The 24,583-nt window shown below is 58.1% G+C and carries 14 protein-coding genes and 6 pseudogenes; 14 read left to right on the top strand and 6 right to left on the bottom strand.

Annotation, left to right across the window (positions count from 1 at the left end; translation table 11 throughout):
* Positions 1–464: 464 nt before the first annotated feature.
* A complete protein-coding gene (locus O7A61_RS04640) occupies positions 465–605 on the bottom strand; it encodes a hypothetical protein (protein WP_337128638.1) in 141 nt (46 codons plus the stop codon).
* A gap of 302 nt (positions 606–907) precedes the next feature.
* Here O7A61_RS04640 and O7A61_RS04635 point away from each other — a divergent pair, with 302 nt between their 5' ends.
* The 4 genes from O7A61_RS04635 to O7A61_RS04620 all read left to right on the top strand — a co-directional run bounded on the left by O7A61_RS04635 (position 908) and on the right by O7A61_RS04620 (position 6,512).
* Positions 908–1,594, top strand: a complete 687-nt coding sequence (locus O7A61_RS04635) for a class I SAM-dependent DNA methyltransferase (RefSeq protein ID WP_337128636.1) — start codon at positions 908–910, stop codon at positions 1,592–1,594.
* Positions 1,595–2,605: 1,011 nt separating this feature from the next.
* Positions 2,606–3,886 carry an ATP-grasp domain-containing protein gene (locus O7A61_RS04630; RefSeq protein ID WP_337128635.1) on the top strand — a complete coding sequence of 427 codons (1,281 nt, stop codon included), beginning with the start codon at positions 2,606–2,608 and terminating at the stop codon, positions 3,884–3,886.
* 342 nt (positions 3,887–4,228) lie between these two features.
* Entirely contained in the window at positions 4,229–5,473 is a 1,245-nt protein-coding gene (locus O7A61_RS04625; protein WP_337128648.1) for an NAD(P)/FAD-dependent oxidoreductase, read from the top strand.
* A gap of 184 nt (positions 5,474–5,657) precedes the next feature.
* Positions 5,658–6,512 (top strand): aldo/keto reductase, encoded by an 855-nt coding sequence (locus tag O7A61_RS04620; RefSeq protein WP_337128634.1) that lies wholly within the window; start codon positions 5,658–5,660, stop codon positions 6,510–6,512.
* Between the two features lie 160 nt (positions 6,513–6,672).
* Here O7A61_RS04620 and O7A61_RS04615 read toward each other — a convergent pair.
* The 3 genes and pseudogenes from O7A61_RS04615 to O7A61_RS04605 all read right to left on the bottom strand — a co-directional run.
* Positions 6,673–6,951, bottom strand: a pseudogene (locus O7A61_RS04615) (tyrosine-type recombinase/integrase); the annotation flags it as partial.
* Positions 6,952–7,069: 118 nt separating this feature from the next.
* Positions 7,070–7,564 (bottom strand): hypothetical protein, encoded by a 495-nt coding sequence (locus O7A61_RS04610; protein ID WP_337128632.1) that lies wholly within the window; start codon positions 7,562–7,564, stop codon positions 7,070–7,072.
* 650 nt (positions 7,565–8,214) lie between these two features.
* Entirely contained in the window at positions 8,215–9,363 is a 1,149-nt protein-coding gene (locus O7A61_RS04605; RefSeq protein WP_337128630.1) for an aspartate kinase, read from the bottom strand.
* Between the two features lie 531 nt (positions 9,364–9,894).
* On the opposite strand from O7A61_RS04605, the pseudogene O7A61_RS04600 reads away from it, so the two are divergent.
* From O7A61_RS04600 to O7A61_RS04570, 7 genes and pseudogenes are all read left to right on the top strand, one after another.
* A pseudogene (locus O7A61_RS04600) lies at positions 9,895–10,434 on the top strand (IS630 family transposase); the annotation flags it as partial.
* 206 nt (positions 10,435–10,640) lie between these two features.
* Positions 10,641–11,214: pseudogene (locus O7A61_RS04595) on the top strand (helix-turn-helix domain-containing protein); the annotation flags it as partial.
* Positions 11,214–11,333, top strand: a pseudogene (locus O7A61_RS04590) (adenosine kinase); the annotation flags it as partial. The pseudogenes O7A61_RS04595 and O7A61_RS04590, both read left to right, overlap by 1 nt.
* Before the next feature lie 501 nt (positions 11,334–11,834).
* Positions 11,835–12,267, top strand: a pseudogene (gene glyA, locus O7A61_RS04585) (serine hydroxymethyltransferase); the annotation flags it as partial.
* Between the two features lie 40 nt (positions 12,268–12,307).
* Complete coding sequence (metK, locus tag O7A61_RS04580) at positions 12,308–13,552, top strand: methionine adenosyltransferase (protein ID WP_337128629.1); 1,245 nt, start codon at positions 12,308–12,310, stop codon at positions 13,550–13,552.
* Positions 13,553–13,601: 49 nt separating this feature from the next.
* Positions 13,602–14,594, top strand: a complete 993-nt coding sequence (locus tag O7A61_RS04575) for an adenosine kinase (RefSeq protein ID WP_337128627.1) — start codon at positions 13,602–13,604, stop codon at positions 14,592–14,594.
* A gap of 656 nt (positions 14,595–15,250) precedes the next feature.
* The gene (locus tag O7A61_RS04570; RefSeq protein WP_337128624.1) at positions 15,251–15,940 is read left to right on the top strand and encodes a response regulator transcription factor; all 690 of its coding nucleotides are present in this window, start codon (positions 15,251–15,253) and stop codon (positions 15,938–15,940) included.
* Between the two features lie 365 nt (positions 15,941–16,305).
* On the opposite strand, the gene O7A61_RS04565 is transcribed toward O7A61_RS04570, so the two are convergent.
* Together O7A61_RS04565 and metE are read right to left on the bottom strand one after the other, a co-directional pair.
* Positions 16,306–17,417, bottom strand: a protein-coding gene (locus tag O7A61_RS04565; protein ID WP_337128622.1) for an IS3 family transposase whose coding sequence is annotated in 2 segments (ribosomal slippage) — positions 16,306–17,162 and positions 17,162–17,417 — 1,113 coding nt in all. Because the reading frame shifts where the segments join, the coding sequence is not laid out codon by codon here.
* Between the two features lie 299 nt (positions 17,418–17,716).
* Positions 17,717–18,943: pseudogene (gene metE / locus O7A61_RS04560) on the bottom strand (5-methyltetrahydropteroyltriglutamate--homocysteine S-methyltransferase); the annotation flags it as partial.
* On the opposite strand from metE, the gene O7A61_RS04555 reads away from it, so the two are divergent.
* From O7A61_RS04555 to O7A61_RS04545, 3 genes are all read left to right on the top strand, one after another.
* Positions 18,867–19,235: a response regulator transcription factor gene (locus tag O7A61_RS04555; protein WP_337128621.1), complete on the top strand. Its 369-nt coding sequence runs from the start codon at positions 18,867–18,869 to the stop codon at positions 19,233–19,235. The pseudogene metE and the gene O7A61_RS04555 sit on opposite strands and share 77 nt — an antisense overlap.
* A 1,529-nt stretch (positions 19,236–20,764) precedes the next feature.
* Complete coding sequence (locus O7A61_RS04550; protein ID WP_337128620.1) at positions 20,765–21,586, top strand: DUF418 domain-containing protein; 822 nt, start codon at positions 20,765–20,767, stop codon at positions 21,584–21,586.
* A 1,160-nt stretch (positions 21,587–22,746) separates the two neighbouring features.
* Positions 22,747–24,525, top strand: coding sequence for an ABC transporter ATP-binding protein (locus tag O7A61_RS04545; RefSeq protein WP_442921046.1), 1,779 nt, complete (start codon positions 22,747–22,749; stop codon positions 24,523–24,525).
* Positions 24,526–24,583 lie beyond the last annotated feature (58 nt).

Raw genomic sequence — 24,583 nt, 5'->3', positions numbered from 1 at the left:
CTGGCGGTCTTACTCTCAATCTTGGTCATGGTGGCGTTCCTTCGCGGGAATCAGGTGACGTTGAACATCACCAGCCTGCCATGACCGCCCTCTCTCAGCGAATTTGCAGAACTCTCAGCACACTACCCCTTGCGGGTGAATGGTGTTCCTTCCTCCTCCAGTTTCTTGTCTCATTTCATGCCGCGGCTGCGGAGACCGGTGTGTGCGCGTGGCGGAACTCGGTCGCGTCCACTTGGGATGCAGGAGCTTTCAGTTGACGTTACAAATACAGGCTATGGCGGCCTGGCTTGAAGTGGGCGAAGGTCGGATACAGAGGGGCAGCGGCGCAGAGATGCAGAGATGCAGAGAAGGCGGATCATGGCGGAGCTGATGGCTTGCATCTGGGTGGCGGAGGCGGCGCGCAAGATTTCTTCGAATACCATCGAAAATAGAATTAAGACGGCAGCCCAAGCGCGAGCGCGTCTTTAGAGATCTGGCAGTGAGTTCCTCATCTGTCGGTCGTTGGCCGCCGCGGCTTGCGCGATGACGCGCACCCAGGCCGAGGTTTCGCGCAGCGTCCGGTCGACCGGCTTCTGCACAGCCATGATCGCGTAGCCGTGGACCATGTCACGGGAGCTCTCGCACGCACTGAGCCGGAGGCAGGGCGCCTCTTACAAATGTTGTAAAGATATATCAAATTCAACACTATCGAAAATTATCTTAACAAAACACTGTTTGGTTAATCGTTGATTTTGAGTGGCAACGTGATTTATTAAAGACATCGTCTTTCTGCTGGCTCTTAGAGAGTCCTGCGTTTCACATAAAGGCCTGTGGACGTCATTTCCGCCGGGCTGACTCTATCTTTTCATTGGTACCTGCGATTATCGCAGTGCCGCATCCGATCTGCCACAAAGATGAAGGAACTTTCGTGAAAACACCTTATCAACATTACGATCTTGAACAAACCGCAGCAAAGAACGCTTCCGATGCGCTTGAGACGGATGTCGATTACTTAGCCAAGTTCTATCGCGATGACGCTGGCAACTACGATCACAATGTCGGCCGTCAAGGGTATTATGGGCCGACCGTCGTGGCGGAATTGGCAGCCGCCATTCAGACGGCCTATTTGTCCAAAGAGCGTGCGGTCATTACAATCCTAGACGCCGGCTGCGGAACGGGTCTCGTAGGTCTGCAACTAAAACTCCTAGGGTTCCGGTTGATCGACGGGTTCGACCTGTTCGAGGAGATGGCCGAAAAGGCTCGGCGGACCGGTGTCTACGGCCATGTCCAGGGCGATGTCGACCTTAACGGTCCGCTCTCCGATTACTTCACCGCGAGCTATGACATCACCGTCTGCTGTGGAGTCTTCACGCACAGGCTTGTTCGACCGGATGGGCTGCGCGAACTGGCTCGTGTCACGCGCCCGAACGGATTCGTTATCGCGAGCACCCGCAAGAGCTATGCGGAAGCGACTTGCTTTGACGGCGAGGTGCGGGATCTGCAGGATGCCGGCGTCCTAATGCCGGCACATCGTCTAAGCAACGCCAGATATTACGATGAGGATGCACACTATTGGGTTTTTCAGGTGCCTCTAAACAGCGCTCCACCGGAGTAGCGGCTATAACCTCTTAGAACGTTTGGCTACCTTTCGCGATGCCAGCTAGCTCTCACCGCGGATGGTGATCACCTTTGACTGATGGAGCAGGCGATCGAAGGATCAAGGTTCCCGTCACAAATTGCCGAAGTTGTCGTTACAGCCTGTTCCTTAATGGCCTGGTGCGTGTGATCGATGTCCGCGGCGGGTTGGATCTGGCCGCCTGCGAGTTCGGTTGTGGAATGATGATGTTCAAGGCGGCCGCGGTCATTCCGGGTGATGTTGCCTCTGGCGTAAGTTCGGTCACGCGGGCCCGCAGCCGCTCGCCTACGTGTGGGCTCGACTTAGGAGGAGTGCTCGCCTTGTCGCACTGGTCTCCCACAGCGGCAGGATACCGTTGCACTCGCGCGCCTCGAACTGGGAGGTGCTAGATCGGGCAGTTGCATCGCCTCGCGACCTGGCTCACCTCCTTCTGCCACCGTTCGAAAGGCGGCGCGAAGCTGATTCCCACTGCGCGCCACCGAAACGCGCCACCGGGCGATTCTCAGCTCGACCGTACCTGCGCGACGGACCCGATTGCCCGTCGGCAAGCATGTGCAAGCTTGAGTCGCTGAACGAGCGGTCTGTGTCCTATGAGAATGTGCCGAGTTGGCGAGCGCTATTCGCCTTCACGCGAAGCAATATGCGCCACGTGCAAGCGGACCTGATGACTGGCCAGCTCCTAAATAGCAGTCCCCGACCAGACGGTCTGCAGGCAACGCCATAGCCAGTTCCTGACGAATAGAGCGCGTCGATCGATGTTCACCTATGCGACACAAGGATTTACAATCGGATAGACGCATCACAGGTTTGTTCTATAATGACGCCAATTGATTATTATTGTAACAAATTTTGACGATCAATTAATAACTCTTTTTGATCGCAGGCCGCTGGAAGTTGTATCTTCGGCATAGCTGAGGTCTGGAGCGGCAAAAAAGCATATCCATCTACGCTCAGACATCCGGGCAGCACGCAAATCGGGGTAAATAGCCAGTGGCAAGAAGAGCGCTCATCCTAGTTGAAGGCCATCCTAGGGGTACTGGTGTACGATACATTCAAGCGGCTCAGCGTCTTGGCCTTCATCCAATTACTCTGGCGGCTGATCCAGCTTGTTACGACTATCTTGCGGCAGAAAAGCTGGAGGCAATCCGTGTCGATACAGACAATCTCAATGCCTTGATCCGGGAATGCTCCCGGATACGTGCAACCTACGACATTGCCGGCATCACGGGCTTTGCAGGCGACGATGAGTCGGTCTATGCGACAGTTGGCAGGCTCTGCCGGTATTTCGATCTACCAGGACCGAACCCCTCATCAATTGAGCGATGCTGCGACAAATTCACTCAACGCCAGTTCCTCGCGGGGGCGGGCGTTCCAATGCCGGCTTATCGACTGGCAGCGAATGCGTCGGAGGTTGGAAGCTCTGCCGCGGAGATTGGTCTGCCGGTGATTGTTAAGCCAGCTGTAAGCAGCGGCAGTAACGGAGTGCGATTGTGCCGCACCATCGATGAGCTGCTCGAACACGCAAAATATCTTTTGAATAGGCAGCACATAGGGCGGTCTTCGCCAAGGATACTCGTCGAAGAATTCGCGCAAGGCCCCTATTATTGCGCCGCGATAATGGGAAGTGAGGTGATCGGGATTTCCACCGCTGAGTTTAGCCCGCCACCGCATTTCGTTTTTCGTGAGGCCACCTTTCCGGCTCTGCTGAGCGACGATGAATGTAAGCGTATCGCCGATATCTCGCTAAGTTGCTTGCGAGCTCTTGGCCTCGGCTGGGGGCCGACGGACATCGAATTTCGGTGGACGAAGCGTGGCCCAGTCATCATTGAAGTCAACCCGCGTCTTAGTGGCTCGCCCGATCCCCAACTGGTTGAAGCGGCTTACGGGGTTGACCTTATCACCGAGCACATCAAACTTGTCATCGGCGAAGAGTGGGACTTACACAGAAGATATTCCCACGTTGCCGGTGCGCGGAAACTCGTGCCTGATAGCGATGGCATCCTCGATTGGATCGAGGGCGGGGATCGAGCGGCTGCTATATCAGGCGTCGCCGAGGTGAAATTTTATGCTCAAGCCAAGGCTCCGATCGTCAGGAAAGGCAATTACCGAGATTGCATCGGACATATCGTCGCCGCGTCACCCAACCGTGCTCAGACCGAGGAAATACTTAAGCGAGCAGTCGACTTAATTGGGTGGTCGATCACACCATTTCCGGCCGGCGCAGAGGAAACAATCTCCTGCAAACGTCCCGCTCCACCGCAGAACAAATAAGACTGGGCTTATGAGGTCATAAAAGCGGGCGCCAGTTGCGAACGGTTTGTTGTGCGGGAGGCCGACGATGTCGCGAGCGGGCCGACCGGCCCTTTCCCTTACAAGCGGTTGCTAACGGATCGGGCCCTCACCTGCCCACACTGTCGCGTCCAGTTCTGATGGGGAACAAGAGATCTAAGACCAATGCAGAAAATTGAAATGCTCATGACAACGAGTCATAAAATAGATGGACCGACAACCCCCGGTCACAACAGCTCCAAGATTTACACCGCTATTCACACCAGAAGAATAGCAGATTCACACGCGGCGATTGCGGTCGAGCGACCGGCCAAGCAAAAGCCCATGAAAGCTGCTATTGTTCTAGGTGCCGGCATGGTCGGCGTGTCGACAGCCATACATTTGCAACAACGCGGCTGGTCAGTTGTGCTCGTAGACCGCAAGGAACCAGGCCGCGAGACAAGCCACGGCAACGCGGGTATTATCCAGAGCGAGGCGTTTCGGCCTTATCCGATGTCGCATGATTGGCGCGAACTCGCAAAAATCGCGATCGGTCGTACCAATGATCTACACTATCGCATTTCAGCGGTACCGTTTCATCTTGGTCCACTGTTGTGCTACTGGTGGCATTCGTTTCCTAAACGTCACGTGCGCGCCACAGCGGCGTACGCGCAGATTATTGGCCGCGCGGTTCGCGAGCATGAGGCTTTTATCCGGGATTCCGAGGTCGGCAATTTAATTCGCCGCGATGGGTTTAGAATCCTATATCGCGAGCAACGGGCTCTTGAGGCTGCAGCCGCAGCGGCAGAAACCTTGCACGAGGTCTATGGCGTGAAGTTCAGCGTCATCTCATCTTCAGCTTTGAAGCAAGCTGAACCGGCGCTCTCTGGTGGCGGAGTTGGCGGTCTGCATTGGCTGGAGCCGTGGACAGTATTCGACCCAGCTGCGCTGGTTTCGGCCTACGCCAATCTCCTCACGCGCTTAGGCGGACACATTGTTCGCGGCGACGCGCAAAGCCTATTGGGAAATGGGAGGGGCGGCTGGTCTGTTGTTTCCGATGAAGGTCGAATAGAGGCGGGAGCAGCAGTTGTTGCCCTGGGGCCATGGTCGCCAGATTTGTTGAAACGATTCGGTTATCGGTTTCCGATGGTGCGCAAGCGAGGATATTATAGGCATTATGCAGGCGGAAGTCAGCTCGACCTCCCGCTGTATGATGCGGCCAATGGCTATGTCTTGGCGCCCATGAGCAAGGGCACGCGCATCACGACCGGCGCTGAACTGGCCGCGCTTGGCAACAAACCAGATCTCACACAGCTTGCGTACGCCGAACGAGCCGCGCGCAGATTGATAGACCTCGGCTGGCCGGTGGAACCGGAGCCCGGGTTCGGCACAAGGCCTTGTATGCCCGATATGCTGCCAGTTGTAGGCGCGGCGCAGCGTCACCCGGGCCTGTGGATGCACTTCGGTCATGGCCACCAGGGCTTTACTTTGGGGCCAACAACCGGCCGCTTGATAGCCGAACTGATGAACAACGAGTGGCCGATGGTCGATCCATTCCCCTATCGTCCCGAGCGCTATTCCGGAGGATAGGTCACTTAGTTGCCTTGCGGGACCAAGTGCTTGAATCGGTTCACGTTTCCACCCCGCCATCTGACGGGTAAATGCGAGCGTGACCCCGAATTGCGGGACTGAACCAGTTCGCTGGTGGCTGCGAACTGGCCGGCCTTGTGGCACTTTTGGGGCAGATCGGCAAACCAGCGGAAGGGAGAACGGAATGGACAATATCACAGCAGCACGAGCAGGAACTTTCAGGATTGGAGGTGAAATCGAGATCAACCGGCTTGGCTTCGGCGCGGCGCAGATCACCGGCAAGGGCGTATGGGGCGAACCGACCGATCATGCGGACTCAATCCGTACGCTGAAACGATTGCCCGGACTCGGCGTGAACTTTGTCGACACCGCTGACTCCTACGGTCCCGACGTTTCCGAACAACTGATCCGCGAAGCGCTGCATCCTTATTCGGGTATCGTAGTCGCAACCAAGGGCGGCTTCGTCCGCCCTGGCCCCGACAGATGGGAAGCGAACGGCCGCCCCGATTACCTCGTCAGGCAGGCGAAGGGCAGCCTGAAACGGTTGGGGATCGATCAGATTACGCTGTGGCAGCTCCACCGGATCGATTCTAAAGTGCCTCGCAACGAGCAATTCGAGGCCGTGAAGTCGTTGTTGGATGAGGGCATCATCCGCTTTGCGGGGTTGAGCGAGGTATCCGTTGAGGGGATCGAGGCGGCGCAGAAATTCTTCCCGGTTACGACGGTGCAGAACCGCTACAATCTCGCCGACCGCGCCAGCGAGGACGTGCTCGATTTTTGTGCCGGTCACGATATCGGCTTCATCCCTTCGCTTCCGCTTGCAGCCGGCCGATTGGCAAGACCCGATGGAGCGCTTCAGAAAGTGGCGAAAGGACGTGAAGCCACAACAGGCCAGATCGCGCTTGCATGGCTGTTGAAGCGCAGCCCAGTCATGCTTCCCATCCCGGGAACTTCCAAGGTGGCCCATTTGGAGGAAAACGTTGCGGCGGCAGCGATAAGGCTGACCGGCGAGGAATTCGAATTCGTTCAGGCGGCGTGAATGTCGTCCTGCTCTACAATCGACGATGGACTATGGCGCACGTTTCGGCTTAACCGGACAGCAGCATAGTGTAAAGGCATACCTCTCGCCGTGGCGGCGGAAGATATCCGCTACCTCCAGTCTCGCCGACTTTGGTGGAACCGATCAGTCACTTCGACATTCAGTCCGACGAGCGGGTTCGTCGTGCAACCGGAGTCGAGACCTTGGTGTAGGGGCCGTAGAGGAAAGATTGTTGTGGCCAAGCAGCACCTGGATGATACGGATATCGGTGCCGTTCTCAAGTAAATGCGTGGCGAAGGAGGTGCCTGAGCGTATGGACCGTCACCGTCACCCGCTTGTCCATGCCGGCCGCGCGCGCCGAGCGGCAGGCCGAATACAGCACCTGCGATGGACGTTCGGGGTCGCGGCCGGGAAACAGCCAGCCCTGCGGCTTCCGCCAGTCGTCAGTGGGAGCGCGACAGCCGGCAGTTTACGCAGTCCGTTTCGCCATAACCCTCCCTAGGAAACCCGCACTGTTCGGCGAGATGTTTATGATAGGGACTCACACGATACCTCCTTCAGCCGGCGTGCATTGCCAACTCGAGTTGCACGAACTCGACACGGATTGTCGCGCCTGCTTGCCGGCCGACTCCATCTATACTGCTTGCGACGACTTCGACGAAACCTTCGAGAGCAGCACAGGGTTCTCGCCTCTCCCGGCCCTCATCAAATTTTCCCATCAGCAACAAGGCGCATTTCTTGTCGGGTCGGGCGCAGAAGATGACGGCGCCGTCACTGTCCAATTCTCGCACTAGGAATGCATCATCTGAGGCAATTCCGGAAAGTAGATCATAAGCCCGACGCAACTTCGGTCGAATTGTTGCGTAGTCCTCAGCGGTGTCAATAATGCCGATCAGGGACAGATACGGGAACCTTGTCGAACTCTTTAGCCAAACTTCATTTCCATCAGCTTTAAGAAACATGTTTATTTCTCCGCTATCTCTTAGGTCACGAATATCTCTGATGGCAAAATCCGCCGCAAACGGGAATGCTCCGCCTGTTAGTCCGTACATCCGCGATAACTCGCTTCGAAGTCCCCGGCATTGCCCCTGCGCTCACAAGTACCCCCTGACTGGTACTACGTTCTGGTCCTGACTCGTTAACCGTTCATCTCTATATAGTTCGCGCCGTTTTTATAATTCTAGTACAAAATAACGGCAAACTTGAAAGAAACTCTGACATCTAACCTCGCAATTACAAATGGGGGCAATACATAGACCGGATCTCCGTATTTCCGAATTCGCTAATACTCGGCCAGCGAAGGGATCTGATGCCGGCCCAACGTTGTCAGATTCGGCATCAGGTACTGCGTATAGGAAGCGCCGAGTCAGCCCGGGAGGCCGCGCCGAGGTGATACCTGCGAATGACATGGACGCCGGCTCACCAGCTCGGAACGTGCGGTCCGGTCTGTTTGGAGATGATAGAGCGATCCGCGGTGGCTGGCGACCGAGCAAGACCTCATTGGGGTGGTTTGATCTTTTCGCCGCCAAATCACCGATCGTCCTCTGGTCATTGAGGGGAGTGTCTGTTGGCGCAGAGGCAACTGCAGGCGCAGTGAGTCGATGCGTGAGAGCGAGCTGCCTCGCGATTTTTCCGGTCGTCGCATCATAACGTCTCGTAGTCGGCATTTCGGATCGTTACCGGCGCAATGAGCAACGAAGTGTTACGATGAGCGATGTTTAGCCGTTTTCGACCCGGAGGGCTCGCCAAGCGATCCGGGATGCATTCGTTCGTGTATCTGACGTGCTAGGAAAATGGCGCGCTCATAGTCGCTCTCCAAGTGCACGCGCACAACCGACGAATCAATCTCGGTAACCGCTGTTCTTAATGCAATGGAAACTGAACGAGTGTCCCTCAGCGCGAGCAGCCGCGTGGCAAAATCAATGTCGCTCGTAATGCATATAGCAGGCTCGTCGTTTTCCTCTAGGTAGATCGCGCTGGTCTCGTGTTGATCAAGGATCGCGCGGAGATGGTCGCGTTCTGCAAGGCTAACGCATGTCAACACCGCCGCGTCCCGAGCCACAGTCACCGAACGGGCGTCGCCCTGGCCCGCCACGGTCGTGCCCGTGACGGCTCCATCGTAGGTGAGCGATTTGCAAACAATGCTGATGGCGCGTTTTCTGGCGTAGTCGACCGCCCTATGGTGCAGTACCTTTGCACCATGTCGCGACATCTGTTCGATTGCGCCATAGGCTATCTCAGGAATCAGTTGTGCGCCTGGGACAAGATATGGATCGGCCGTATAGACGCCGGGAACATCCGAGTATATTTCGCACGCATGCTCTCCCAACATCGACGCAATTACTATTGCCGTTAGATCAGAACTGTTTCGTCCAAGGAACGTTAACCGTCCGTCCTGGTTAATTCCCTGAGCACCCGCAGCAACGACAACGTCATAATCTTGCAACGCCGCAAAAATCGGCTTAGCATCGACGCTTTCCACCGACGCCCGTCCGAAAACTGAATCCGTACGTATACCAAGGGAGTAACCATTCAAAGATATTACAGGAATCCCTAACCTGCCGACGGCGGCCTCCATAAGGCAGGCGCTGAGCGTTTCTCCGGTTGCTAGAGCGGCATCAAGGTTCGATGAGGACGCTTCCTTGTTGACGTCACTCATGAGAGCGTTCAAATTGCCAGTTGTTCCAGACATCGCGCTCACCACGGCCACAATTTTCGTTTCGCCCGCAATTAGTCGATCGGCTATGTGTGCAGCAACTCTGCCGTAATCTTCCGGTGATAACAAAGAAGAGCCCCCGAATTTCAGAACGGTCGTGTTCATGATTAACCAGTCACTTTCCCGGTGCGGCATTTTAAATCCTGCACCCAAAATACCCTTGCGGCTGTACCAAGCGGCGCATGCCAGGTCCGTCTCAACAACAACTCTGTATCTGCCTTACCTCATTGGAACCTAGACCATAATTTCACTTGAAGCGGCTTTCAGTTCCGTTGACACTCGATCTGCCGCACATCTGACCTATCGCTTCGATCCGGTGGTACAATTGCATCGCGGGTCACAACATCGGCAAGCAGATGCTTCCGCCGCGCAAAAAGGAACACTCAGAACTCGTGCCAATTTGGTCGATCAAGTTGGTGAAAATAATTTTCAGTTGCTCTTCAGCTCGTTAGCCTCTGACGGGCTCAAACCGTTGGTCAAAGCTCTGTCACTGTCCCGACAAACTAGACAGCACCGTGTCAGGGACATTACTTGCGAACTCCGCGAGGAGGTGAGGGCTGGCGAAATCATTGAACCGACCAACGAACATCGCTTTTAGCTAGTCACCCGGAACCAAAATAAGCTCCATTTTGTTCGGCTTCTGTCACAAGAGCAGGAGTTTGATGGATGGTTGGCAGGCAGGCGGACGTCATCGTTCTGAGCGACTCGGATAGAAGTTTTCTCGAATCTCAGTTGCGCCGGCATAAAGCGCCACGCTCCTTGTCGGATCGATGCCGGATTGGTCTTGCTATGCGCGCAGGGTCTGCAAAGCAAAGACGTTGCCGAACGCCTGGGTGTTCACGAGCACACGGTTGGCAAGTGGCGCCGTCGGTTCGTACAGGATGGTATTGAAGGGCTGACAGATGATATCGTGCCGGTCGACCGCGAACTGTCTCCGATGCCCAGGTTGCTCACGTCGTCGAGCGTACGTGAACACCATTCCTAAGGATGCCACGCACTGTCCATCCGCTCGATGGCTGCCGACAGCGGCCTTTCGCATACCACCATCCATCGGATCTGGACCGCGTTTGGCGTGCAGCCGCATCGTCCCGAGACATTCAAGCTTTCCTCTGATCCGCTCTTGTCGACAAGGTGCAGGACATCGCCGGTCTTTACATCTCGCCTCCGGACCGGGCGGTCGTGCTTTGCGTGGATGAGAAGTCGCGGGACTGTCGGGAATCTTGTATCGCAACGGGCGTCGGTTGTTCTGAAACGATCGTCAGATGGCCATGGCTTCGCGATTTCTCCGTTCGCTCCTTGGCCACAAAGCTGAACGCACATCTGCAAACGACGACTTGTTGTGAATGGGTGTCCATTCGGGCCCGACCGAGGAGACTGGAGTTACCACGCTTCAGATTCGCCGGAGGGTCCGAATGAACATCCATAAGAATGCCCGCCTGACGCCGCTGATTCGAGAGGAAATGGCGCTGTCGGTGATAGAAGGCCGCCTTTCCCAAGCCCAAGCGGCGTTGAAGTAGTGGCGCGTTGGGCCGAGCGCTATAGAGCTGAGGGCCGGGCCGGCATGGCCGACCGCTCGTCGCGCCCCAAGCATAGCCCCAGCGCCATCGAACCGCCGATCGTTGGGCGGATCGTGGCGCTGGGGCACCAGCGCCTCACCGGTCGGCATATCGCGCATGAGGTTGACGTTTCGCCAGCGACGGTGAGCCGGGTGCTTGCGCGCGCGGGCCTTTCGCGGCTGACAGACTTGGAGCCGGCCGAGCCGGTGGTACGAAGCGCGAGCAGCCAGGCGAAATGATCCGCATCGACATCAAGAAGCACGGCGGCTTCGAACGCATCGGCCACTGCATCACAGGAGATCGCAAGGGCCAGTCCACCAGCCGCGGCGTCGGCTGGGAATTCGTCCATGTCGCCATCGACGACGCCTCGCGCATCGCCTTCTCGCAGATATTTCCCGATGAAAGGAAAGAGAACATTGATGCCGGATTATGACGTGCTTGCTCTACAGCCGCATGGGCCCTGCGATCGAGGCCTCCGGCGGCAGCGCCGGCAACACGGCGGCCGGTGTCGCCTCCTTCGGCGGACGCGCCGCCTTCTTCGGCAAGGTCTGCATCGGCAATGCGATTGTCGACATCATCGCCCAGTGCGAGGAGGACGTTCTCCAGACCAACGGCATCATCAAGGGCGCGATGAACCTCATCGACACCCATCGCGCCGAATTGACTGGTTCCGAAAAAAACCTCGCATTTATTTGATCTCATATCCGAGCCGCTCGCGGCTTGTGCACCGCAAATGCCGCTGAGCACGAGTTGCTGGAACTAAAGACGGCGGGCTTTTTAGGCCCCGAGTGCCTCGACAGCATGAACGCGATCAGGTGCTCGGTGAGCTCGTCAAGACCGCGGATCGCGACAAGGCATTTCTGTTTACTGCAACAGATCCTTCACGCGAATTCATAGACTCTTTGCGATCGAACATTCCTGGCGATGGTATGATCCCATAACGTCTGGAATCCAGGGGCGGTCCGGGGTCGGAAATTCTGGTGCCGCTCATCTTGAGCAGCGCGGGGGCTTACAAACGATGACCACAAACGCGTTCATCACGTCTGAAGGGGCCGGCAGATCTTCAAGAATGCCAAGGCTCTTGCCCAAGCGCTTCTCGACCGTGGTTCTGACCTGGTCACCGGCGGGACTGACAATCACATGCTGATCCTTGATCCCCGGCGCAAATCATTGTCGGGCAAAGCCTATACCGAGCGCCTTGCAGACGCAGGCATAATTACGAACTTTAACATGGTTCCCGGGGATCCCCGCCAGCCAGCCGTCACGAGCGGGATCCGCTTAGGAACACCTGCAGTGACGTCTATGGGCATGCGTGAGGGAGAAATGGAGCAGATTGCCGGTTTCATCGACCTGGTCTGCCGCCACCCCAATGACCCAGATGTTCATGCCAGCGTACGGCGAGACGTTGCGGGCTTCTGCGCTCCGTTCTGTGCCCGGCATCACCGACCAGCAAGACCGCCCAACTCTGACACCTACACCTTAATCAGACACCTACACCTTAAAGAGATGAAGTGAGGCGCACCATGGCTAGACAATTCGTGTTCTCTTCAGAATCCGTCGGCGCCGGACACCCTGATAAGATGGCCGACAACATCTCGGATGCCATTCTCGATGCGGTCCTTCTCAAGGATCCCAAAGGGCGCGTCGCGTGTGAAGCGTTGGTGAAAAATTGTGAGACTTTGGTGAAGACAGGGATGGTCGTGCTGGCTGGCGAGATTACCAGTGATGCGCAGATCGACTACGGCCAAGTTGCGCGCGATACCATTCTTGATATTGGATATGATGACTATGCAATCGGGTTTGATGGTCGGCATTGCGCTGTCGTTCTAGCTATCAACGAACAGTCGTCTGACATCAGCCAAGGTGTGGACCAAGGACGCGGGATTGATCTCGATCAGGGAGCGGGCGATCAGGGCCTCATGTTTGGATATGCGTGCAGCGAGACCGATACACTGATGCCCTTGCCAATCCAGCTCGCTCACCACTTGACGAAAAGGCAGGCAGAGACTCGCAAAGCAGGACAGCTTAGCTGGCTGCGTCCCGACGTAAAATCGCAAGTCTCTGTGCGATATGAAGGTTTGCGCCCTGTTGCGCTGGATACCATCGTCCTGTCGACCCAACATGATGAGGATGTCTCACAGGAAGCAGTCCGGGAAGGCGTCATCGAGGAAATCATAAGGCCTGTTTTGCCAACCGACCTGGACACGACAGGGATCAGACTCCTGGTCAACCCAACGGGACGGTTCGTGGTGGGGGGGCCTCGCGGAGACTGCGGCCTCACTGGACGCAAGATCATTGTCGACTCCTACGGCGGGATGGGGCGGCACGGCGGTGGTGCCTTTTCGGGCAAGGATCCCTCCAAGGTCGATCGTTCGGCAGCCTATGCGGCTCGGTACGTCGCTAAAAATGTCGTCGCGGGCGGACTTGCCGAGGTTTGCGAGGTGCAGCTTGCCTACGCAATCGGCGTAGCCAATCCGGTTTCGGTCTTCGTCAACACCTTCGGGACGGCGACGATCGAGGAAGAAAGGATCGAGCGCCTCATTCTTGAGGTGTTCGATCTAACGCCCAAAGGCATAATCAAAATGCTTGATCTGTTGCGCCCGATCTACCGCAAGACCGCGACCTATGGGCACTTTGGCCGTGAGGAGCCTGAGTTCACCTGGGAGAGCACGGACAGAGCCGATCACTTGAGGTGGGAGGCAGGTCTGGGCGGCTTGAGGCCAATGGCGGGTCGGTCTGCAAGCGGCAAACCATCGCACAGAGCGTAAGCGTCCGGGCATGGCAAGAAGCCGGCTCGGGTTTTTGGCGGAGACATTGATGCCGGATTATGACGTGCTTTGCATCGGCAATGCGATTGTCGACATCATCGCCCAGTGCGAGGAGGACTTCCTCGAGACCAACAGCATCATCAAGGGCGCGATGAATCTCATCGACACCCACCGCGCCGAATTGCTCTACAGCCGCATGGGCCCGGCGATCGAGGCCTCCGGCGGCAGCGCCGGCAACACGGCGGCCGGTGTCGCCTCCTTCGGCGGACGCGCCGCCTTCTTCGGCAAGGTCTCCAACGATGCGCTGGGCGAAATCTATGCGCACGATATCCACGCGCAGGGCGTCGCCTTCGACACCAGGCCGCTCGAGGGCCAGCCGCCGACGGCGCGCTCGATGATCTTCGTCACCCCCGATGGCGAGCGCTCGATGAACACCTATCTCGGCGCCTGCGTCGAACTCGGGCCGGAAGATGTCGAGGCCGACAAGGCGTCGGGCGCCAAGGTGACCTATTTCGAGGGTTATCTGTGGGACCCGCCGCGCGCCAAGGAAGCCATCCGGCAGACGGCGAAACTTGCGCACGCGGCCGGTCGCGAAGTCTCGATGACCTTGTCGGATCCATTCTGCGTCGACCGCTACCGCGACGAATTCCTCGACCTGATGCGCTCGGGCACGGTCGACATTGTTTTTGCCAACAGCCACGAGATCAAGTCGCTTTACCAGACTTCGTCATTCGACGAGGCGCTGGCGCAGATCCGCAAGGATTGCAAGATCGCCGCGGTGACCCGCTCCGAAAAGGGCTCGGTCATCGTACGCGGCGACGAGACCGTGGTCATAAAGGCAACCGCCATCAAGGAACTGGTCGACACGACAGGCGCCGGCGACCTCTACGCCGCCGGTTTCCTGCATGGCTATACACAGGGCCGAGACCTCCAGACCTGCGGCGATCTTGGCTCACTGGCGGCCGGATTGGTGATCCAGCAGATCGGCCCAAGGCCACGGCAGAACCTGCGCAAAGAGGCCGAGCAGGCGGGGTTGTTGTAGGCAGCCATGTCGAAGACTCGGCCCCGCCGACGTTGTCATTGGCGCGAAGACCTAAGCAAGCTAGGCAGGTTATAGCAATGCGCTTTGTCGGGTCCGCGACATTGTGGGTTCGGCCTGATCTTCTGCTGCATTCCCGTTAAACTGCTGAAATAAAAGTCGCAAATCTTCTCTGCGGCTCCCTTGGTGTTGGCACGAATTTTGATCTTCTGGTCTTGAGACAAGGAACTGCCGAGAAGCACTTGATGGCGCGGAGCGAACTGGAACGAAGGTAGCAACCGAGCCTTGTCAGGTCAGCATCAGCTAGTGCGCGGATAACGAGGCGTCGAGTGGTACTACCGGAGGAGTTTGCGCCGAAATGATCACTGCGATTTACGTCGGCTCCCTATCTCACCAGCTCGGATCGTACCGGCTGGGTTTGCTTGGCCGACCTGATCGAGCAGCTGATCTGGAGGCGCCATCGTGGTCGCCTACGACCCACGTGTGGTCTGTTTGGGTAGATCTGCGTTTCCAGGGCACAGCAAATTGCCAATCGGACGCTGGCCGTGAGGGAAATGTCCGGTGGCACTGACAGAGGCAAGGGCAGGCGTAGCAAAGCGGCGATTGAGAGCGAGCTGCGTGACGACCGGCGTTCAATGCTCCATTAACGTACGACGCAGATGAAGCCGTTAATCCTGATCTGTTCGCAGGATGCCGAGTTCTACCTGTTCTTCAGTCACGTCCTGGAGGTGGACGGCTTCGAAACGGTGCTGGCCGGTGGCGTCGAGGACGCGATACGGCACGCGACTGAGTGCGGGCCGCAGGCTGTTGTCCTGGACTGCCAACCGGTTACCGCTACCGGCCCGGGGATCTGCGCCCGGCTGAAAGGCGAGTTGCAAATCAACGCACTGCCTGTTATCGCCCTGATCGCTTCCGGCGCTGAGCACCAGCAGCTCGATCTGCTCAAGGCCGGCATTGACGAAAGTTTCCTGCGGCCCTTCGCGCCGGCTAAATTGCTCGCGTATCTGGACGGGAAACTGCGGACTCGCCTGCTCCCCAACGGCGGGAACGACGGGGCGCTGACCTGCGGTCAGCTTAATATGGAGCCCAGAAGCCGTCGGGTACACTGCGGTGGCCAGCAGCTCCGTCTTGGCCCGCTCGAGTTCAACATGCTGCGCCACCTGATGGAAAACCCTGGCAAGGTATGCAGCCGTGACGAACTGGTTAGCGCCGCTTGGCCGGCAAACATCTATGTTGGCCCGCGCACAGTTGACGTCCATGTCAGCCGACTGAGAAAGGCGCTCTCCCCCCACAACGTCATCCGAACCATACGCTCGGCCGGTTATGCGCTCGAAGAGCAGGAAATCTGAAACGGCGATCGGGGCACGTGGTGTAACTCGGCCGAGCAAAAGCTGCTCGCGAGCGCGCCCTCAATAGCGCTGTAGCGAGCGGGCGGCTTTGCGGCGGTGATAGGCGCTTAGGGTAGGGTTTGGGGCGACTAAACCCTTGACTTGTGACTACCGCGATCGACGCATGACGATCCCGTGCGCGCTTGGGGAGAATACACCGCACGCCGAACTTTTGCATGGGATGATCTGGTGGAGGCAATCAGTCGGCCCTTTCAGAGCAATGGAGGCCATCAACCCTATCCACGCATCGGGTTCAAACGGCATCACTTTACCACTCTCAATGTTCAGATGAGATCCGACTGACGTGCTCCCCGTTTTGTCCGCGTCTATAAGTTAGCGCTGTTCACGTTGTGATCCTTGACGGATCGGGTTGCATATTCAAGCGGGGTGAGCCCATCGAGGCTCGTGTGTGGGCGATTCACATTGTAGTCGATCCTCCATTCTTCGATGCTGTTGCGGGCATGCCGGTAGCTGGTGAAGAGCCGCTCGTTGAGGCACTCGTCGCGTAGCCTCCCGTTGAAGCTTTCCACGAAGCCATTCTGCATCGGCTTCCCCGGCGCGATGTAGTGCCATTCGACCTGCCGATCCTCCTGCCACGCCAGGATGGCATTCGAGGTCAGCTCGGTGCCATTGTCCGACACGATCATGCAGGGGTAGCCGCGATGCTCGGCGATGATGTCGAGTTCCCGGGCGACACGCTCACCCGAGATCGAGTTGTCGACGACCGTGGCCAGACACTCCCGGCTGAAGTCGTCGATGACGCACAGGATCCGGAAGCGGCGGCCATCGGTCAGCGCGTCGGAGACGAAGTCGAGGCTCCAGCGCTGGTTGGCGCCCTGCGGGATTGCCATCGGCGCCCTGGTGCCCAATGCCCGCTTGCGGCCACCTCGCTTGCGCACCGTCAGCCGCTCCTCGCGATAGAGGCGATAGAGCTTCTTCCAGTTCACCGCCACACCTTCGCGCTTCAGGAGCAGGTGCAGCCGACGGTAGCCAAAGCGCCGGCGTTCAGCGGCCAATTCCCGCAGCCGCTTGCGCAGGCCTGCATCGTCCGGCCGGCTCGAACGGTAGCGGTAAACCCGCGGCTCCATGCCGACGAGCCCGCAAGCCCGGCGCTGCGAATAGCCCTTGTTCTCGATCGCCCAGGTCACGGCGGTCCTCCTCGACCCAGGCGTCAGAAGTTTTTTCCGAGCATCTCGCGCAAGGTCGAGACGTCGAGCATCGCATCGGCCAGCAGACGCTTCAGCTTGCCGTTCTCCTCCTCAAGAGCCTTCAGCCGCTTCGCCTCCGACACATCCATGCCGCCATACTTTGAGCGCCACTTGTAGAAGGTCGCGTCGCTCACGCCGTATTTGCGGCAAAGCTCCGTCGCCGAGAGCCCGGCCTGGTGCTCCTTCAAAATCCCGATGATCTGTTCGTCAGAAAATCTCGATCGTTTCATTGCCTGTCTCCTCATCCGGGGAACAGGCTAACCTCAAAGCGAGGACAATTCAGGGGAGCACGTCACGACCGCACGCTGTTAGAGATGCGCTCCGACTCGAAGACATCGTCATTGCAAGGTGGTGGGGTATATTGACCGCCGAATCGGAAGAAGAATCGGACCCGTCAAATCAAGGCCGTCAGCGGACTGTCACACACTCCCAACGAAATGGCGTGCCCGTTCGCCCCCCTTTCCGTTACCCAACTTCCATCCGCTTCAGTGCAGTGTATCCGGTCGCAACGGCGAGGCGTACACTTTTGCTAGGCGGCCATCGGTGCGTCTCTCAGAAAACGCGCGGCTTCGACCATGTTGATAAGTGCCGGACGGACTTCCTCCCACCGACGTGTCTTCAAGCCGCAATCGGGATTAACCCAAATCTGACTATCGCAAAGGCGCTGTCGCGCCTGCGAGAGTAGTTTCGTCATCTCGTCGACGCCCGGCACCCGCGGTGAGTGGATATCGTAGATGCCCGGTCCGATCTCGTTCGGATAATTGGACTTTTCGAAGGCGTCGAGCAACTCCATCCGCGAGCGCGAGGTTTCGATGGAGATCACATCCGCATCCATCGCCGCGATCGCGTCTATTATGTCGTTGAATTCGGAGTAGCACATGTGCGTGTGGATCTGGGTCACATCATACACGCCCGTGGAAGCGAGCCGAAAGCACTCGATGGCCCATTCGAGATAATGCTTCCACTCGGATTTGCGCAGCGGCAAGCCCTCGCGCAGTGCAGCTTCGTCGATTTGAATCACCTTGGCGCCGGCGCTTTCGAGATCTGCCACCTCGGCACGGAGGGCGAACGCAATCTGACGGCAGACGACGGACCGCGCAAGATCATCCCGCACGAACGACCAGTTAAGAATCGTCACCGGGCCGGTGAGCATGCCCTTAACGGGTTTGTCTGTTAGCGATTGAGCATACCGCCACCAGCGCACCGTCATCGGATTGGGCCTCGACACGTCGCCAAAGATGATCGGCGGTCGCACATAACGTGACCCGTAGCTCTGCACCCAGGCGTGCTGCGTGAAGGCGAATCCGGAGAGCTGCTCACCGAAATATTGCACCATGTCGTTTCGTTCAAACTCACCATGCACCAGCACGTCCAACCCGATCTCGTCCTGCCAACGGATGGTTGCCTCGATCTCCTTCCTAAGGAACGCCTCATAGTCGATATAGCTCAGGTCTCCGCTTGCATGGGCCGCGCGCGCATTGCGAATCTCGGGCGTTTGCGGAAAGGAGCCGATCGTCGTGGTCGGGAAAGGCGGTAGGCGGAGCGTTTCGTCCTGAAGCCTGGAGCGCTCGGAAAAGCCGCTTTTCCTGCGCGTCATGTCTTCGTCGACAAAGGTCAGGCGTCCTTCCACCAGCGGATCATGCACCTTCGGGGACGTCAAACGCGCGGCGGCTGCTTGGGTGGAGGACGCCAGCTCTGCTGAAACCGCCTCCCGGCCTTGGGACAAGGCACGGGCGATCGTGGTCAGTTCGTCCGAGCCGGGTCCTCACGACCGTCTCGCCTTTCAGTTCGTCGCCGCCTGCGCCTTCGGATGCGCGGCCCTTCTTGCGGATGGCAAGCAGGCCTCGAAACCAGTGCGTCTGTCACCTCGACAACAGGACGTCCTACGCTGGGTTGCCGAAGGCCTCACCGTGGAGCAGGTCGCTGATCGCCTGAACGTCAGCCGCAACACGGCAGATACGCATCTGCGATTGATGCGCCAGAGGCTCGGCGTGACAAGCAACGTGCAGGCCGTCACGACAGCTTTCCGCCTGGGGCTGATCAGCTAGCCTCACGCAATCGCGTGATGCCGCATCGGTCCGCGATGAACCATTGGTTGACCTCGAAACTGGAGGACAACCGAGTTGCTCCGGCTCAGCGACAGCATCAAGTCATCCTGGCACGACTGCATAGACAGCCCAGATCTCAATCGCTTTGTTGTTTGCATGCCCGACCATGGGTGTGCGGTCGCCGAACAGTCTTCGCGCCTTGGTCTATGATCTCCACATCGGTCGGCGTGAGCACCGACCGGTAATCGACGATCAGTTGTTCGGCGCGGACGCGGCATAGAATGGCCGCCGAAACTTCGCCGTACCGCAACCGAGATCGCACGCGGTTGGTACGCGAGATCCCATTCCAGGCTGAACCTGCATTGCGCGATCCACAGCTCGGCCTCGTCAGCGCCATCGACCAGCCCAAGTCTTGCCAGCTTGAGAATGCCGTTGTCAAAAAGGACGACTGTCCGAAGGCCGGCCCGCGCCAGTTCCAAACCTGCGAAGCACCGAGTCGCACGGCAGCCTATAAGAACCACCTTTTCCACCCAGGGAGTCCGTCGCAGAGCCATATCGCTCTTGCCTGCACGCTCGCCGCGACAAGCCGGGTTTGTGGCGAAAGAGCTTGCCATTTGCCGCGCTGCGGGCATCAGAAGCCAGACGTAACCGCTTTTCTTCGGCCGTATTCGACTGCTGGCACAAACACGATGGCCGGTAAGTCACAACGGAAAGCCACTGAAGGCGTTTTCGGCCCTTCTTTGAGAGAGTATCCGTCGCACGATTCTAAGCCCGTCAGCTCACGGCGCCACGCTGTACCCCAATCTTTGTCGAGCGAAGTCCACAGCTGTCCGGCGTTCGCTCGCCAGCTTCTTGAATGGGTCGTCGTCCCGTCGCCGAAAAAGGCGTGCCGCCTCGCTTCGTGATGTCAGTTGTTCGTCGCATATCCGACATTCCCGGCTATCGGTCAGGATCTCGACAGCTTTGGCACGGCAATATGCAGGCCTAGCGACAACCGGGCTCCGCCTCGGATCAGGCGAAATCAACGAACCCAGCTCGCCAAACCCGCAGTCGTGTCAGCTGATCGCGCGACCGCCCCACGCTGCGGTGACCTGTTCCCGCCTGGGTGCGTCTTGCGGCCACGAGCTTGCGGCGCGCTCGGATTTATCCCCGGGGCGACGCCTCGCCAACGCACTCGAGGACGCCATGAGCTTTTTTCGACACAATTCGACCTTGGAGGCTAACGCCCGTGTGGCAGGAGGTGCCAATTCGGGTCGTCACTTGCCGGCAAACCGACTTGTCGGCGTCGACCTGGCGCGCGGATTGGCTGTGTTCGGCATGTACGCCGCACATGTCGGACCCTCTCTACGCGAAGGGGGGTCACCGGCTTTATTCTAGAACTCGCTCATGGTCGCTCTTCCGCGCTCTTCGCCTTCTTGGCGGGGTTCTCCCTTGTCCTCATCACTGGAAGGGTCCCAAAGACAGCACAAGCAGGTCGCCAAGCTCAGATCAAAGTGGTGATACGCGCGCTCATCCTGCTAAGCTTAGGTATGCTGCTGCAGGAGACCGGAACGCCGGTGCGTGTGGTCCTCTCCTATTACGGACTATGCTTTCTTCTGGTTCTTCCACTCTACCGGCTCGATTCTTTCGCGCTCGCTGCCATAGCGCTTTCGACGGCACTTGTGTTTCCTCAGCTAAGATTCCTGATCAACGGAGTGATGGACAAGGGGATGGCCCACCCGCTTGTTACCCTGTTGATTAGCGGGGCGTACCCTGCCGTGACATGGATACCATTCATGATCGCAGGCATGGCGGTCGCACGCCTGAATCTGACGGAAATGATCACCCGCCAGTGGTTGGCGACCGCTGGAATAGCGCTCGCCGTCTTTGGATATGGAGGGTCCGCGCTCGCCTTGCACTATGTGCCGGGGGTCGCACAGACGATCACCGCGCAGGGCGGGAAGGTGGGCGATCTCTGGTGGTCGGATGCGGGAGGATTCAACTCGTGGATGGCGTTCGGGGACGAGGCCGTTTGGTTGTGGGTGGCCTCACCTCACAGTGAGACCACCTTCTCGATCCTGGGGAACACCGGCGTCGCCCTCCTAGTTCTGGCGATGAGCCTGGCCGTTTCCGACACGCGTCTTCGCGTGCTGACCGCTCCAATCGCGACTGTCGGTTCCATGTCGTTGACGGCTTATGTCCTGCACATCGGGGGAATCTGGGTGCTCCAGCCAGGATCATCCTCACTCTACCTGCTGGGATTCTTGCTCGCAATCAGTGCGTTCGCAATGTTATGGAGGCGCGCGTTCGGCAGAGGTCCGCTCGAGGCGCTGATGGGCGGAGCCGCAAACTTGTCTCGGTGGGTCCCGTAGCACTGCGCCAGAGCGAGCGATGAATATGCCCGAGATCGGCGGCCTTTGAGCTCCTACGATTTCCGCTACGCCGAAAACTGATCGGCATATCGGGGGATTTGGTTTCGTGTAGGTGCGACCGTGACACGAATCGCCGCTTTCATACTCGTTGCGAGCCACAGAATCCCTCGACTCGATAGGACGCAACCTCGATGGGTAGAGTCCGCCGAGTGACGAGATTCGCGATGATCCGCGTCGCAGCCGTGTGGGTCGGGCCGAGCTGCCCATGACCGGTGGCGTAGTTGACGCGCCTGGCCTTCGTGGATCCCGAGATAGGGACGCAAGATCGACTCGTGTCGCGTTACCTACTTCACACAAACGTCGGCAGCAAAATTGAACCCCCCCCCCGCCGTCGGAATCGCTCGGGCATGGATGTCGTCACAGCGCGATGAGGATCTGTAATCGCGTCGCTACGGAGATCTGCCGCGGTATTTTGGAGAGTTGAGGAACTCGAACGTTTCATCGAGGACGACCGAAATGCCGAGTACCTAATTCTGATCGAAATTGGCGCTCGCCAAATCCGAGATCGTGCTGGAAGCCCTGCATCGTGTCAGGCTCGGGCCTCGGTACTAAGGCGCTCAGGAGATCGACGCCAAGCCTTGGGCATACAAGCGGCAGGCCGCGGAACCAGCTACATCGAACCCAGGAATAGATAGGCGGCGTCGGGTCGTGTCCCCTTCGGTCAGCTGGTATCGGTTGCCCAACGCGAGCGGGATGTCGACGAACGCAACAGGGTAACGCATGTCCGACAATGTCGGCCATCGGACTGCGCTTCGACAATCGTACGCATTCCGTTGAAGGGCTTCACCTGGCACGCCGTTTGCGCGGCAGATTGGCAATCAGCCTGCAACTCGGCTCAGGAGAAATCATCCCCATCTCAGCGTGCCAAACCCGCAGTGGAGTCGGAAATAGAGCGAGCTCCGCCGACCGAAACGAGCATGACCGACACAAAGGCAAGGAGCAGTCCGTTGATCCTTCGCATCAGAGGACGCGAGGTTTTTAGTATGAAGAGCCCCAATGGCAAAAATCCAAAAGCTCCTCCACCAAAGGCTCCTTGTCACAATACGTCCTCGCCACCAGTCGTGCGTTCGACGAAGAAGCGGCTTGGCACGCTTCACGCCATGGCCCTGTTTATCGCCATGGTGTGGCGCACAAGCCCGTATCTAACAATGTCCACATTGCTGTTGAAGCTTGTCGATGCGTTGCTTCCCGTCAGCAAACTCTATGTCGGCAAGCTCATCATCGACGAGGTCAGCCACCAAATCCAATTGGGGGCGCCCGCCCTGTCCTTTCATGACGAGCAGTTGCATCAGCTTTTACTGTTGATCGCGGCCGGGTTCGGGCTGGCCGTGTTCACCGATTTGTATAGCCGCGTCAGCTCTCTGGTTGAAAATGTACTTGCCGAGCGCGTTACAATCGCCTCAAGCGTCCGTCTTATGGAACATGCCGCGACGCTGGATCTAAAGAATTTCGAGGACGCCGAATTTCAGAACCAGCTCGAACGTGCGCGCATCCAGACAAGCCATTCCATGACGCTGCTCTCCCTTTTTTATCAGGCGGCAGGCATGATAAAGGCAATCAGCTTCGCAGCGGGCCTTTTGATCATTGCTCCCTGGCTGGTCGTTCTGATGTTGATCGCCGTGGTGCCGGCATTTCTCGGCGAATTCTATTTCAATGCGAGGAGCTATTCGCTCCATTTCAGCCGCACGCCCGCGCAGCGCGAGCATAGCTATGTACGCCTGACGGCAACCAGCGTGGAGGCGGCCAAAGAGGTTAAGATTTTCGGCTTGAGCCGCTTTCTCATCGATCGTTATGTGCAGCTTGCAGATCAATTCTATACCGCAAACCGCAAGCTAGCAGTACGGCGCACGATGTGGAGCGGTTTATTCACCGCCATCGGCACGATGGCTTATTACGGCGCTTACGCATACATCATATGGGGTACGCTACAGGGAAACTTCACCGTTGGCGACCTTACGTTCCTCGCCGGTTCGTTCCTGCAACTGAGCGATGCGGTGGAATCGCTGCTGTTGGGTTTCGCCAGAACCGCCGGTCAGGCGGAGTTCCTCAAGGACCTGTTCTCGTTCTTTGACTTAGAGCCTGAAATCCTGACGCCCAAGGACCCGCTGCCGGTCCCTTGTCCAATCCGAGAAGGCTTCGTCTTCGAAGACGTGGGATTCCAATATCCGGGAGCGGAGCGATGGGCGGTGCGCGGTCTCAGCTTCACGCTACGGGCCGGAGAGGTGTTGGCGCTTGTTGGGGAGAATGGCGCCGGCAAGACCACGCTGGTTAAGCTGCTGGCGCGCCTCTACGATCCCAATGAGGGCCGGATTCTACTCGATGGCAAGGATTTGCGAGAATATGATCTGGATGAACTGCGCAATTCGATCGGCGTGATCTTCCAGGATTTCGTTCGCTACAACATGACTGCTAACGACAACATCGCGGTTGGCCGCATCAAGGCCCGCGAGGACAGAGATCGCGTAGAACGTGCCGCCGAACGCAGCCAAGCCGGCCAGGTCATCGGCAGGCTGCCGGGCGGATATGACCAGATGATCGGCAAGCAATTTAACAATGGTGTGGAGCTGTCAGGCGGCGAATGGCAGAAGATCGCAATCGCTCGTGCCTATATGCGAGGTGCCGAGCTATTGATCCTGGATGAACCGACGGCCGCACTCGACGCCCGTTCGGAATCCGAGGTGTTCCGCCGTTTCAAGGAACTGAGCAAGGGCAAAACATCGGTGCTGATTTCCCATCGCTTTTCCAGCGTGCGGATGGCCGACCGGATCCTAGTGCTGGCCGACGGGAAGGTTGAGGCGCAGGGTACACATGAGGAGCTTTTGGCCGAGTGCGGTCGCTACGCCGAGCTCTTCGAACTTCAGGCCGCTGGATATCGCTAGGGGCCTGTTGGCTCGTCAGCGCGAACGGCAACTTTCAAAAACCCAGCATGCCTGCCTC

Source organism: Mesorhizobium sp. Cs1321R2N1, from assembly GCF_037179725.1.
Classification (GTDB): Bacteria; Pseudomonadota; Alphaproteobacteria; order Rhizobiales; family Rhizobiaceae; genus Mesorhizobium; species Mesorhizobium salmacidum.
Note: the sequence above shows the minus strand (reverse complement) of the source record. Positions and strands in the feature narration are given on the sequence as shown.

Excerpts from the sequence above, each read along its gene's own strand:
- O7A61_RS04640 (WP_337128638.1), bottom strand. The coding sequence starts at position 605 with ATGGTCCACGGCTACGCGATCATGGCTGTGCAGAAGCCGGTCGACCGG.
- O7A61_RS04625 (WP_337128648.1), top strand. The coding sequence starts at position 4,229 with ATGAAAGCTGCTATTGTTCTAGGTGCCGGCATGGTCGGCGTGTCGACA.
- O7A61_RS04620 (WP_337128634.1), top strand. The coding sequence starts at position 5,658 with ATGGACAATATCACAGCAGCACGAGCAGGAACTTTCAGGATTGGAGGT.
- O7A61_RS04610 (WP_337128632.1), bottom strand. The coding sequence starts at position 7,564 with ATGTACGGACTAACAGGCGGAGCATTCCCGTTTGCGGCGGATTTTGCC.
- O7A61_RS04605 (WP_337128630.1), bottom strand. The coding sequence starts at position 9,363 with ATGCCGCACCGGGAAAGTGACTGGTTAATCATGAACACGACCGTTCTG.
- metK (WP_337128629.1), top strand. The coding sequence starts at position 12,308 with ATGGCTAGACAATTCGTGTTCTCTTCAGAATCCGTCGGCGCCGGACAC.
- O7A61_RS04575 (WP_337128627.1), top strand. The coding sequence starts at position 13,602 with ATGCCGGATTATGACGTGCTTTGCATCGGCAATGCGATTGTCGACATC.
- O7A61_RS04570 (WP_337128624.1), top strand. The coding sequence starts at position 15,251 with ATGAAGCCGTTAATCCTGATCTGTTCGCAGGATGCCGAGTTCTACCTG.
- O7A61_RS04550 (WP_337128620.1), top strand. The coding sequence starts at position 20,765 with ATGCTGCTGCAGGAGACCGGAACGCCGGTGCGTGTGGTCCTCTCCTAT.
- O7A61_RS04545 (WP_442921046.1), top strand. The coding sequence starts at position 22,747 with ATGGCCCTGTTTATCGCCATGGTGTGGCGCACAAGCCCGTATCTAACA.